We start from the raw sequence: 13,039 nt of genomic DNA on the forward strand, positions 1-13,039 counted from the left end.
TGATGAGATTGCTAAAAACTAAGAAAGAAGGTAATATATACCCTAGGGGGTATATATTACCTTCTTTCTTAATCATAGAAACCTAGAATATTTGGAGGAAAGCAGAAATGAGTGCAACAATCAAAGAAATTACTGATAGTACATTTGAAAATGAAACACAAGAAGGGGTTACTTTGACCGATTTTCGTGCTGATTGGTGCCCGCCATGCAAGATGATGGACCCTATACTACAACACTTATCAGAAGAAAATCAATTAGGCGGTAAAATAAAGTTTACCTCAGTAAATATCGATGAAAATAAACAGGTTGCCAGCCAACTAGGCATTCAAGGTATCCCCACGTTAATTATTAAGAAAAATGGTCAAGTCATTGATAAAATTGTTGGATTTCATCCTAAAGATGAAATCGAAAATACTTTAAAAAAGTATATCTAAGAGGTATAACATGAGGATTATTATAGTGGGGGGGGTAGCAGCCGGTATGTCAGCTGCTACTAGACTGCGAAGGCTATCTGAAAAAGATGAAATTATAGTCTTCGAAAAAGGCCCTTTCGTTTCTTTTGCAAATTGTGGGTTACCTTACCACATTAGCAAAACGATTAAACATCGCTCCCAATTAATTGTGCAAACCGCTGATGATTTAAGAAGTAGGTTTAATATAGATGTACGTGTTAACAGTGAAGTGACCCATATTGATAGAGATAATAAGATGATATCTGTCAATCATGATGACCAACAAGAGAAGCTATATTATGATAAATTAATATTATCTTTAGGATCTAGTCCTGTAATACCTAAGATTGAGGGGCTTCATACTCAATCAAACATTTTTCAATTACGTAATATCCCTGATTTAGATAACATTATGAGCCATTTAGATGAGAGTATTAAAACGGTTGCGGTACTTGGTGCTGGATTTATTGGTATAGAAGTTACTGAAAATTTGATTAAGAGAGGTTTTTCAGTCAATCTTATTGAACGTTCTAACCAAATATTGCCAAATCTTGATATTGAGATGGCACAGTCGATTACGAATGAGCTCATAAAAAATGACGTTCGTATCAATACGGGAACTACTATAAATAAGGTGAGCAGAGACATTCTTTATTTAGATAATGGTATGTCAATACAAGCTGATGCTGTTATTATTGCTGCAGGAATTCGACCAAATTCTGATATAGCCATAGCTGCAGGCCTAAAAGTTGGGCCCAATAAAGGCATTGTTGTGGATCATGATTTTAAAACAAGTGACTCTAACATTTATGCAATTGGTGACGTTATCAGTGTTATTCATCAAATTACTGAACAGGAAACACTAATTCCATTAGCGGGACCAGCAAACAGACATGGGCGACAAGTTGCTGATGCTATTCACGGTTTATCTATTAAAAATAAACCTGAGATTGGCACATCAATCGTTAAGGTTTTTTCTAAATCAGCTGCAAGTACAGGTATTAATGAAAAACAAGCAAAGCAACTTGGTTTAAATTATCATGTGACTCATACTTTTTCTTATCATCACGCAAGCTATTATCCTGGCGCAACACAAGTTATGATGAAACTTATTTTTACAAATACTGGTGATATTATAGGTGCCCAAGCTGTTGGAAATGAAGGGGTAGATAAGCGTATTGATCTTCTTGCAACGGCAATCAAATTTAGGCTGAAAGTAGATGATTTACCTGAACTGGAATTAACGTATGCTCCTCCTTTCGGAGCAGCTAAAGATCCCGTTCATATTTCCGGTTATGTGGCTGAAAATATTATTAATAGTCGATCTCATAATATTCAATATAATGAATTAGAGAATTACAGGCGTGATGGTTACTTATTAATTGATGTACGATCTTCTCAGGAAATTAGAGCTATGGGATTAATTAATGGTTTCATAAATATTCCGTTAGAAAAAATACGAGACCATATTAATCAAATACCAAAAGATACTGGTATCATTGTATCGTGTGCTACAGGTCAACGAAGTTATACAGCTGAACGAATATTTATTAATAATGGATTCAGAAATGTCAAAAATCTTGATGGTGCGTTTTCACTGTATCAGTTGATGTATCCACAAAACATTGTAAAATAATTGACTTATGAGGTTCAGGTATGAATACAATAGCATATCAGTATGAAAATATACAAAATAGGTTAAAGAGATCAGCAGGCCAAATAAATGGAATTGTCAATATGATTGATGAAGAGCGTCCTTGTGAAGAGGTCGTCATACAGTTATCTGCTGTCAGAGCAAGTCTTGATAAGGCAATAAAGTTAGTTATTGCTGAAAATATTAGAAATTGTTCAGAAGCAGAAACAGGATCTGAGCAATATCAAAAGGCACTTGAACTGTTAGTTAGAGTTAAATAGATAGGAACATTAAAATTTAATATGAAAATTCAACAAATTAGAAATGCCACCGTAAAAATAGAGTATAGTGATCAAACCTTCTTAGTGGATCCCATGCTTTCTAAAAAAGAAACACTGGCTCCATTTCCAAGTAAGGATGGAAACACTAATAAAAATCCACTTGTAGATTTGACTGAGTCTATATCTTCTATTTTAGAAGGTATTACCGCTGTGATTGTTACCCATAATCACGTAGATCATTGGGATTCAAGAGCAATGGAGGTGATTAATAAAAACACGCCCATTTTTGTCCAGGATCGTGGTGATCAAATTAGTATTGCAAACTCTGGTTTTAATGACGTACGTATTTTAGGTATTACTGAAAAATTAGGTGATGTTATTATAAAAAAGATTACAGGTCAGCACTATGAGAATGACGCTGTAAAGCAATTGTTGGATAATTATACCGATACCAGTCATACTATGGGATTTTTTCTTGAATCCGTAAACGAAAAATCGATTTTATTTACTGGTGATACAATTTGGTTTGAAGGGTTAAAAAGTAACCTGGAAAAACTAGAACCAGGTGTCGTTGTAATGAATTCTGGAGGGAATGGAGTTGAATCTGGGAGATTAATATTAGATGCACAGGATGTTGTTGAAATCCATAAAACTCTTCCTAAGACACTGCTTATAGCAAGTCATATGGAAGCTGTGAATCATTGGACAACTTCTAAATCAGAATTGCTGTCTGTCGCAAAAGAAAATGATTTTGCTGATAGTTTAATCATACCGAATGATGGAGAACGTCTTGTACTTTAATAATTATCGTTAATAGGCGCAAGGTACTAAATATACTTTGGAGACTAATATAATTTTAGTAGATTTAACAAGTATTTTTGATAAATCCAAAAATTAATAATGTGATCTAAAAAGGTTGTTGTCTAGGCATAATAGTGTAGACAACAACCTTTTTAATACAATATGCTCATCAAACCATCAATATATCTGATTTTAAAGCTCCTCATCCTCGATTTTAAACATTGTGCTAAAAACTTTCTGAGGTAATTCTATATCATTGGATGCAGCTTTTCTTTGATTAATATTTTGCCTTCTGAGGAGTTCTTGTTGCTTGGAAATACTATTATTCTTTCCACTAACTGCCGCATTTTTTCTTAATGGTGGGACATCTACCCTTGCAATAACTTTCCCCTCCATCATTACTTGCACTGGTAGTGGGTATAATCTTTTGGGAATAGTATATTTTAATTGGTGAACTATTTTTTGCGCAATGGATTCTGATTCCGATTTGTAAGTGATGGACGTTAATTCGTCTACTCTGACGTAGTTAATATAAATATCAAGTCTAACAACATTCGTACGATAGTAACCTATAGATGTTGTTGCTAGAGAAGCGTAACCATGTGAAATTGATTTTAATTTATTGAAAAAGGAATAGATAATCTTAGATAGTGGCACACGATAAGATAAGCTAACTAAATCACTATGATTATCAATACCTATAAACTCGCCTCTATTTTCAGAAAGTAATTTCATCACTGCATTAATTGTCTTTTGTGGTGTAATGATAGTTGCTTTAATGATTATTTCATCTACATGATCAATCATCTCAAAATTTGGAAAAGTAGCCGGATTAACAATTGTAACATTTTCATTATTTTTAAGATAAACGCGATAGGGTACATTTGGATAGGTTATTAATACATCAATCAAAAATTCTTTTTTTAAACGTTCTTTTATAATTTGTAAATGAAAGATGCCTAACAATCCTACTCTAAATCCCATACCTAAAGCATTTGAATACTCCTCTTTGATGCTTAATGATGAATCATTAAGTTTAAGTTGTTTTAACGCTTTGGCTAACAACTTATAGTCTCCCAAAGGATATATTCCAGCAAATACTGTCACTTGACTCATTTTAATAGTGGGTAAAAGTGAGTTAGTTGGTGCGTTGGCATCTGTTATCGTTTCGCCAACATAAGATGTATCTACATTTTTTATACCTGTAATCAAATATCCCACTTCTCCAGATTTTAACTGTGATTTAGGCATACGTATTGTCGTGAAAATACCAAGTTCATGGATTTGAAATGTGATATTTTTTGATAAAAACATCAGTTTCTGATTATTTTTTAGAATACCATCGACAATTCGAATATATAAAATAACACCTTGGAATGGATCATAATAAGAGTCAAAAACCAAAGCAGATAATTTTTTTTTATCATTTCCTGCTGGAGGCAAAAGATTAAGAACTACTGTTTCCATAAGTTCATGTATTCCAACACCTGTCTTGGCAGATATTTTTAAAATATCTCTGTTTTGATATTCTGGACATAACGTCTTTATCTCTGTTTCAATTTTATGAGTATTTATACCTGCTATATCTACTTTGTTAATCACTGGTAATATTTTTACTCCAAGTTTTTTACCAATTCTTAAATTAGCTAAAGTTTGTGCTTCAATGCCTTGAGTAGCATCGATTAAGAGAATTGCATTATCGCTAGCTGTGAGACTTTTAGTAACTTCATCTTGAAAATCAACATGCCCAGGTGTATCAATTAAATTAATTTCGTATTTTTCATTATTATCTGCAAGATAAGTATTCTGAATGGCTCTTGCTTTTACGGTTACGCCATGATCCCTTTCAACCTGCAAATCATCAAGTATTTGATCTTCCATTTCACGGCTAGAAATTGTATTTGTAGCCTCTATAATACGATCAGATAATGTTGATTTACCATGATCTATGTGTGCAATGATAGCTAAATTTCTTATATTTTTACTCATCTGGACTAACTCCTAATATTATTACAATGCCAGAAGTCTATATACCCTGGCCACTATTAAACCACTATTAGTCCAACTAATAATATTCTGTTCATATTTTATACCTTTCTAGATGTAATATTGAAGTATTTACTTTTCTCCCTCTGTAGCTTTATAGAGTTCACCCCACTGCCACATTTCATGGATCACTGGTTTTAGTTTCCACCCAATATCAGTTAAAGAATACTCCACTTTTACTGGTACTTCTGCATATATTTTACGCTCAACTAATCCACGGATTTCCATAATTTTCAAATGCTGTGACAAAACTTTATTTGAAATACCATCTAATCCTTTTATTAATTCACTAAATCTCCTTGTACCATTCAACAATTCACGAATAATCAGTATCTTCCAATGATCTCCAATTAAAAGTGCGGTCGTGGCAACTGGGCAAGGGGGAAGTTCTAGGTATTTTAATTCTGTCATAATGTGCTTCCTTTCTATAGTTACTGATGAGTAACTAGGTGATTTATCAATATTTTATTTACATGTACAACTTTATATCTTAACATATAATATATAAAGAATAAATTAATTCAAAGGAGAATTTATTATGAATATCGGCATTATTGGTGCAACTGGAAAATTAGGAACTTTATTGGTTGAAAAATTAACTCTTAAGGGTGAAAAACCTACTGCAGTCGTACGAAATAAAGCAAAACTTACAACTAATGTGCCCGTAATTGAAAAGGATATCTTTGATCTAACGTCTGAAGATATTAAAGAATTTGACGTACTAGTAAACACTTTTAACGCGCCCCTTGATGATCCAAAACAATTTATTACATCTACTGAACATTTAATTTCAATTTTAAAAGAAACAAAGACTCGGTTAGTATTTGCTGGTGGTGCAGGTGTATTATTAGTGGACGAGCATACAATGTTAGTTGATACACCAGAAGTACCTGCTGAATTTAAGCCAATCGCTGAGGCTGAAGTTACTGCTTTTAAAGCTTTAGCTGAGGTAAAAGATTTTGATTGGACATACATGGCACCTCCTGTAGTTATGGAATTTGACGCACCTCATACTGGTAATCACTCGTTTTCTGGCAATAAGTTAGGCGTTAATGCTGAGGGTAAAAGCTTTATCAGCTATTCAGACTATGCAGATGCATTTGTGGAAAAAATTTTCAACCCTGAAAACCATACTATTGTTGGTGTATATTCTTAACCTAATTTTTCATTTATTAATATCTGCTCTTATACTAAGAAGGTGGGCTATTTTATTCGGTCCATAAATATAGTATAGGGGTATTTTCATATTAATTTATTATAAGAAAAATTTATAGATTTGCTGCTAAAACTTAGCCAAAAGAAGGTCGTTAATTTAAATAATGAGCAATGTGATTGTTCCCATTAAAGAATTCTATTGGTATGTGAGCTAGATAGGGTAAGCCGTAGTGATTAATGTAGATCCAAGATAGTAAAGGATGTCAAGCATCTAGAGAAGTTTCCTGTTATCCTAGTAGGTAAAAATGAAAATTTGTCGTGTAAGATTACTAGTAATTGAACAGTGTTGGATCCAGAGATAATAGTTTTCATATCAAGTTCAGCATGGGCTACGGTTAATTTTATTAATATCTAGTCTGTAGGCATCATGATAACAGCCACTTAGAAATCTTTCATCTAAATTTGAATCGTGTAGCAGTTCACTGAAAGAAATACCGTACGTTAATATAATTTTAAACAACGATTTGTTGATATAAAAATTTTTTTAACTACAAGCGCAGTTTAAATGATAACAAAGTAACAGAATGGGAATAATCCGGTTCATTGGATGTCTGAGTAATTTTTAGTGCAATAAATAGTCAGCTCCATTCTCTAGGTTGCTAATGTTCTAATTCAAATTTTGCAGTTACGTCATTAAATTAAAATGAATTTAATACTTATATTCTTAATATTAATTTTCAAAGGTGACCAAAGCTTATGCAGTAGCGATAGTTTATCCCAGTACAAGGAGAAAATAATATGGTAAATGAAATTGAGTTAACAACAGAAAATTACGAACAGATTGTGTCAAAGGGGATAACCATAGTTGATTTTCGTGCGGATTGGTGTGCCCCCTGCAGAATGATGGATTCTGTTCTAGAAAAGGTAGCAGAAGACCCATCATACAAAAATGTTAAATTTGGTAAGGTAAATGTAGATAAAAATATGGAGCTGAATGTTCGTCACTCTATTTCTGGGATTCCAACTTTTTTATTTTACAAGGATGGAGAAATTATTGACAGATCAGTAGGTCTGCAAACAAAGAATACTGTTAAAAGTATGTTAAATAGTTCATTGAATAAATAGTGATCAATATCCATGTGTAATATTCAATATATTTCTTAATTTTTTCGTTTAGTATTTTATTTGACTGATAATTGTATTGATTTTTCTATAAGCGTATTTCATATATTTATATTCGTTCAATCTAAAATCATTTGAAAGGGAATATTTTTTGTATATCTTCGCTCTATGCACATAAAATTTTTGCAATAAAATCATTTATACCTCAATTTTTAAAAAATTGAGTAATTTACCAATAATAGTAATAGTTTCATGTTTTTATCATTTTAGCCAGAAAACTACTTTAACTCCCCTATTAAAGTATATCGTCTGAATGCTAGTTTGCTCCACAAGTGTATCCCAATTTGAACCAGAGTCATTGATAATATTTATATTAATTTGTTCTCCCGTTACCTAAACAACAATGTTGTTTAGCATTCATGATTATCTGAATAGTTTTTTAATATATTGCACGGTCCTAGGTGAAATATTGAATGCTTCGGCAGTTACTTTAACAGTATGTGTTTTTGAATATTCAAAGATAGCAGTATTTCGGCTATCTTTTTTTCTTTTGGGTCTGCCTTCTTTATAGTTAGGATTGTGTTGCTTAGCAAATATTTTTCCTGCTTGTGTACGTTCAATAATCATGTCACGTTCCATCTCCGCAACCGACAATAAGGTTCTAACAATCATACGACCCATAGGAGTGTTATCAATCGTTCCTAAGTTTAAAACTTTGATAACGATTTTTTCTTTTAATAGGGAGTCAATTAAATTTAGCGCTTCTCGCGTGTTACGGGCAAAACGGTCTAATTTTGTGACAATCAAAGTATCATTTGGTTCAACTAAATGAACTAACTTTTCGAATTGAGGACGTGTGGTAGTGGTCCCAGAATATTTTTCACTCATAATGATATCAGCACCAGCCTTCTTCAAAGTATCTTTTTGTTCATTTAACGATTGTCCCGCTGTTGAGACGCGTGCATAGCCATAAACTGTCATTTTCCACCTCATTAATTTGCATAATTAAATTGCATAGTATAAAACCTATTATATCAAGGGATATAAAAAGCGCAAGATACTTATAAGTATTTTGCGCTTTTTATTAATAAAGACCTTTTTTATAATTGGCTGTTAGTTAATAACTGTTAATTTTTTTTGTATTTTGGTAAATCATTATCATTTGCAATCTGATAATGATGTGTATGCGCATAGTCGGCGTCATATTTATCATGAAGCTGTCGTAACAAACCTGGATTTTCACTGACCGAATCTAACGCATATTGTTTAGATACATTTTTAATTCCTTGGTTTTTATAAGGAGCTAGTTCTTGTATTAATAAATCTTTTTTGTTAGGAACTTCTTTTCTTCCAGAATTTTTAATTTCTTGTTGTGCTCAGAAGTCAATAAATTGGACTATTTTTATTCAGTTACTTAGGCAACATTTGAGATACGATTGCGATTATAAAAATTGATATACCAACCAATGGCTGCTTGGACTTCAGTTAATGTTTGGTATGCCTTCAGATACACCTCTTCACGCTTCAATATTGAATGAAACGCTTCCATACGGCCATTATCGTACGGATGGCCTTTGAGTGAATATGAATGTTTCAAGCCATAATTTTAGCATTTAATATTAAACTCAGCACTCGTGTATTGTGACCCCATATCTGAATGAATAATGAGTGGCTTTCGATGCTTATCTAACGCCATCTGTAAGGCACTTGTGGCTAGCTCGGCTGTCATTGTATCGCCAATTTTATAGCCCAATACTTTTCTCTTTTCAGGATCCAAAACGGTCGCTAAATAGACCCATCTGTGATTAGTCAACTGAATATAAGTGATATCTGTTTGCCAAACACCGCTCAAATCATGCAAGTGTCTAATCAGATTGGGTTTTTGATCAACCGTCACAACAGTTTTGGGTTTGCGATAACGTTTTTACATGCGGGATTTAATCCCTAATTCACGCATCAATTTGAGTGTCATATACTCAGATACTTTCGGACCGTCGGTTTGTTGACTATAAGCAGCAATACGACGATAACCATAAAATTTAAAGGTTTTCCAAACGTCTAAAATATAAGGTTTCAGGGATTCTCTACGCTTTTCTTGTCGACTGGGCTGCCAATGGCGCCAGTTGTAATAGGTACTAGGTTTGATTTTAAGTGCACTTAAAATACGCACAAGCGCGTAGCCATTGTTGGGGCCTCCTTAGTGGTAATGATAATCCATTGAGTGGTTCATCTAATAGCTTTGTAAAAACTAGCCAGCTTCATTTTAAAGGGTCTTCGGAATATATAGTGGAATTACTTTCTTAATAGTTTAAAAACAACTGGTGTTTAAATCGGATTTTCTGGTGGGATGTTAGGATAATCAATAGTATTATATAAAAGTATCAATCACATACGAGTGATACTTTGGGAAAAAAATAAAATAGTCCAATTTACTTGAACGTGTACTATGGTACACGGTTTATAATATTCATGGGGTGAAATAAGATGATTTATCGCATTAGTGAGTTTGCAGATAAATGTGGAGTTAATAAAGAAACGATCAGATATTACGAGCGAAAAAATTTATTACAAGAACCTCACCGAACGGAAGCTGGTTATCGGATATATTCATATGATGACGTTAAGCGTGTTGGGTTTATTAAACGAATACAGGAACTTGGTTTTTCTTTAAGCGAGATTTATAAATTACTTGGTGTTGTAGATAAAGATGAAGTTCGTTGTCAAGATATGTTCGAATTTATTTCTAAAAAACAAAAGGAAGCGCAAAAACAAATAGAGGATTTAAAACGAATTGAAATGATATACATCTTTCCGAAAAAGTTTGCTTTTTCTCAAAGCATGGCTATAAATAATTGTTAGTCCATTCTTAAGGTCGATAACACTTTTCAATACCGACCCTAATACCGACCTCAATACTGACCTTGATACCGACCCTAATACTGACCCTAATACTGACCTTGATACTGACCTTGATACCGACCCTAATACTGACCCTAATACCGACCTCAATACTGACCTTGATACCGACCTTGATACCGACCTCAATACTGAACAAAAAAAGCCACCTGATTGTAGTGACTCAATTAATATATCTAAAATCTTTCTAAAGGATACCTCGTATGTATCTGGTTGATCGAATATCAAGCCTTCTGACTGATTCATGGCATATAACGAGGTGGTCTTTGGGTTTCAAACTAGTTCGATACATTTGATTAGGCATAATAAAATTTCATATTCTCAAAAGATGAGAAAAATTTATATTATCCCAAAAATTTGGTAATACTATCTGTAATATTTTGAATTTGTTCAGGGATATTTTCGGTTATATCTCCTGCAACATTTTGAATTTGTTCAGGGATATTTTCGGTTATACCTCCTGCAACATTTTGAATTTGTTCAGGGATATTTTCGGTTATACCTCCTGCAACATTTTGAATTTGTTCAGGAATATTTTCGGTTATACCTCCTGCAACATTTTGAATTTGTTCAGGGATATTTTCGGTTATACCTCCTGCAACGTTTTGAATTTGTTCAGGAATATTTTCGGTTATATTTCCCAAAATTTCTTGTGCTTGTCCAGTTAAGTTTTGAAATATATTTTTAAACATTTATAGTTCTCCTTCTATATTTTTTTATTTGGCAATAATAATCTCAATGAATTTAGCAGAACAACCAGAGTACTTCCCTCATGCAATGTTATGCTTAGTACCACGGAGGCATTTTTCCAAAGACTAATATACACTAAAAATAGAACAACTAATAAAGCAAATATTATATTTTGAGTTACAATATTTTTTAATCTTTTAGAAGTTTTATGTGCACTCACAAAATTCCCAAGGTCATTCTTCATTAATACTACATCTGCAGTTTCTATAGCTACATCTGTGCCATCTCCCATCGCAATACCTACATCTGCTACAGCAAGTGCTGGTGCATCGTTAACACCATCTCCGACCATCGCGGTTGGACCATATTTTTCTTTATTTTCATTTATTATTTTTGCCTTTTCATCAGGCATTACATTTGCCTGCACATCTCTTACACCTAACTGTTTTCCAATTGCCTTTCCTGTTAATACTGCATCACCAGTTATCATAATAGTTTTTATTTGATTCTTATTTAAATATTGAATTGCTGAAATTGCAGTCTTTTGAGGAGTATCTTGAATTGCTATTAAACCTTCGACTTTATCGTTAACAGCAATAAATACTACCGTTTTTCCTTCATTTTCAAAGTTTTCCTGTTTTTCAATCCATTCTTGACTTACCATTTTAAATGCACTTGGTTTAGCAATTCGATAGCTTTCTCCTTGATAGGTTGCGCTCAATCCTGTCCCAAGTTCATTTTCAACTTTTATATCGTAGTCAACTTTTTGAGTTTCAAATTTATTAACTATAGCATTTGCTAATGGATGATTACTTTGCTTTTCCATTGCTACTAATGTATTTCTAAAGGATTCACCATCAAGTTCGGGATTAAAATAGAAATCTACTACTTTTGGTTTTCCTTCTGTCAATGTTCCTGTTTTATCAAAAGCTACAGCTTTTAAATTAATTAAATTTGAAAGAAAATTCCCCCCTTTAAATAGTATTCCTTGTTTTGCTAAAGATGATATTCCAGCTAATGTTGCAGGAATTGCAGCAACAGCTAAGGCACATGGTGAAGCAGAGACTAGAAAGACTAAACTTCTTGAAATTGTTTCCGTTAATGTCCAGCCTAAAAACATTGGAGAAAATATAAGTAAAGCTAAAAATATTACTAATACTCCGTTGACATAGTGTGGTTCAAAACGTTTTATGAAATCGGCAGTTGGTGAAAGGTTATTTTGTGACTCTTCAACCATAGTTAATATTTTAGAAAATACTGTATCCTTGCTATCCTTGGATACTCTCATAGTGAATGTACCTGTACCATTAATGGTTGAACCAAAAACAATATCACCAACATTTTTTTCTCGAGGAATACTTTCACCATTTATGGTTGACTCATCAATGCTTGTTGAACCATTAAGTATGATACCATCAGTTGGAACTTGCGCTCCATTCAAAACTTGAAGTCTATCACCTATTTTTAATTTATCAATCGAAACTACTTCTATATTTCCCTCATTATTAATTAAACGAGCTTCCGTAGGATTTAGTTCTATTAGTTTAGTAATTTCCCGTTTACTTTTTCCCTCAACATATTCTTCAAGAAAGTGTGCCCCTGCGAATATAAAGATTAGTAGAGCAGCTTCAACGGCTTCTCCTAAGAAAATTGCACCTATTGCGGCAAGTGTCATTAAAATATGCGTATTAGGAGTAAATCTTTTCTTTTTGACTGTCTCTTTTATGGTATCATCTATCCCTTCAAGCATTACATGATATCCCGATAAAATAGTTGCTATTATGCTAATTAAAACTCTGACTGTACTTGATATTGGGAGTAATAATCCGATGATAAAAATTATTATTCCGATAAAATATAAGCGTAATGCTCTCTTTTCTTTTAAAGCTGTAATTAAGCTTTTCATATTAGATACCTCTTCTAAATGATATAAATATTTTTAT

The 13,039-nt window shown here is 32.9% G+C and carries 14 protein-coding genes and 1 pseudogene; 7 read left to right on the forward strand and 8 right to left on the reverse strand.

All coding sequences use genetic code 11. The features are described from left to right. The first annotated feature begins 107 nt into the window (after positions 1–107). From trxA to FGL80_RS08335, 4 genes are read left to right on the forward strand one after another with little or no spacing between them, the layout of a single operon-like run. Positions 108–434 carry a thioredoxin gene (gene trxA / locus FGL80_RS08320; protein ID WP_010276702.1) on the forward strand — a complete coding sequence of 109 codons (327 nt, stop codon included), beginning with the start codon at positions 108–110 and terminating at the stop codon, positions 432–434. 10 nt (positions 435–444) lie between these two features. Continuing rightward, positions 445–2,088 carry an FAD-dependent oxidoreductase gene (locus tag FGL80_RS08325; RefSeq protein ID WP_147001999.1) on the forward strand — a complete coding sequence of 548 codons (1,644 nt, stop codon included), beginning with the start codon at positions 445–447 and terminating at the stop codon, positions 2,086–2,088. Positions 2,089–2,108: 20 nt separating this feature from the next. Then, complete coding sequence (locus FGL80_RS08330; RefSeq protein ID WP_010276712.1) at positions 2,109–2,366, forward strand: metal-sensitive transcriptional regulator; 258 nt, start codon at positions 2,109–2,111, stop codon at positions 2,364–2,366. A 21-nt stretch (positions 2,367–2,387) separates the two neighbouring features. Next, positions 2,388–3,167, forward strand: coding sequence for an MBL fold metallo-hydrolase (locus tag FGL80_RS08335; RefSeq protein ID WP_014975083.1), 780 nt, complete (start codon positions 2,388–2,390; stop codon positions 3,165–3,167). Positions 3,168–3,359: 192 nt separating this feature from the next. Here the strand turns inward: FGL80_RS08335 and lepA are convergent, their stop codons facing one another. Together lepA and FGL80_RS08345 are read right to left on the reverse strand one after the other, a co-directional pair. After that, positions 3,360–5,156: a translation elongation factor 4 gene (gene lepA, locus FGL80_RS08340; RefSeq protein ID WP_135400486.1), complete on the reverse strand. Its 1,797-nt coding sequence runs from the start codon at positions 5,154–5,156 to the stop codon at positions 3,360–3,362. Positions 5,157–5,285: 129 nt separating this feature from the next. Then, positions 5,286–5,624, reverse strand: a complete 339-nt coding sequence (locus FGL80_RS08345; protein ID WP_014975082.1) for a winged helix-turn-helix transcriptional regulator — start codon at positions 5,622–5,624, stop codon at positions 5,286–5,288. A 127-nt stretch (positions 5,625–5,751) separates the two neighbouring features. Here FGL80_RS08345 and FGL80_RS08350 point away from each other — a divergent pair, with 127 nt between their 5' ends. After that, on the forward strand, positions 5,752–6,369 hold the full coding sequence (locus tag FGL80_RS08350; RefSeq protein WP_014335269.1) for an NAD(P)-dependent oxidoreductase: 618 nt from the start codon (positions 5,752–5,754) through the stop codon (positions 6,367–6,369). Positions 6,370–7,166: 797 nt separating this feature from the next. Continuing rightward, positions 7,167–7,493 carry a thioredoxin family protein gene (locus FGL80_RS08355; RefSeq protein ID WP_014335270.1) on the forward strand — a complete coding sequence of 109 codons (327 nt, stop codon included), beginning with the start codon at positions 7,167–7,169 and terminating at the stop codon, positions 7,491–7,493. Positions 7,494–7,913: 420 nt separating this feature from the next. Here FGL80_RS08355 and FGL80_RS08360 read toward each other — a convergent pair whose 3' ends face one another. The 4 genes from FGL80_RS08360 to FGL80_RS09300 all read right to left on the reverse strand — a co-directional run bounded on the left by FGL80_RS08360 (position 7,914) and on the right by FGL80_RS09300 (position 9,660). Beyond that, positions 7,914–8,471: a recombinase family protein gene (locus tag FGL80_RS08360; protein WP_014335271.1), complete on the reverse strand. Its 558-nt coding sequence runs from the start codon at positions 8,469–8,471 to the stop codon at positions 7,914–7,916. Between the two features lie 433 nt (positions 8,472–8,904). After that, on the reverse strand, positions 8,905–9,087 hold the full coding sequence (locus FGL80_RS08365) for an integrase core domain-containing protein (protein WP_143471756.1): 183 nt from the start codon (positions 9,085–9,087) through the stop codon (positions 8,905–8,907). 9 nt (positions 9,088–9,096) lie between these two features. Then, the gene (locus FGL80_RS08370) at positions 9,097–9,387 is read right to left on the reverse strand and encodes a DDE-type integrase/transposase/recombinase (RefSeq protein ID WP_147002000.1); all 291 of its coding nucleotides are present in this window, start codon (positions 9,385–9,387) and stop codon (positions 9,097–9,099) included. A 27-nt stretch (positions 9,388–9,414) separates the two neighbouring features. Continuing rightward, entirely contained in the window at positions 9,415–9,660 is a 246-nt protein-coding gene (locus FGL80_RS09300; RefSeq protein ID WP_147002001.1) for an IS3 family transposase, read from the reverse strand. Positions 9,661–9,974: 314 nt separating this feature from the next. Between FGL80_RS09300 and FGL80_RS08380 the strand changes: the two are divergent. Further along, a pseudogene (locus tag FGL80_RS08380) lies at positions 9,975–10,286 on the forward strand (MerR family transcriptional regulator); the annotation flags it as partial. 464 nt (positions 10,287–10,750) lie between these two features. On the opposite strand, the gene FGL80_RS08385 reads toward FGL80_RS08380, so the two are convergent. Then, positions 10,751–11,098 carry a hypothetical protein gene (locus FGL80_RS08385; RefSeq protein ID WP_135198322.1) on the reverse strand — a complete coding sequence of 116 codons (348 nt, stop codon included), beginning with the start codon at positions 11,096–11,098 and terminating at the stop codon, positions 10,751–10,753. 14 nt (positions 11,099–11,112) lie between these two features. Continuing rightward, positions 11,113–13,002, reverse strand: a complete 1,890-nt coding sequence (locus FGL80_RS08390; protein WP_128485611.1) for a heavy metal translocating P-type ATPase — start codon at positions 13,000–13,002, stop codon at positions 11,113–11,115. Positions 13,003–13,039: the final 37 nt, after the last annotated feature.

Origin of the sequence: Leuconostoc lactis, assembly GCF_007954625.1 — a bacterium.
GTDB classification, from domain to species: Bacteria; Bacillota; Bacilli; order Lactobacillales; family Lactobacillaceae; genus Leuconostoc; species Leuconostoc lactis_A.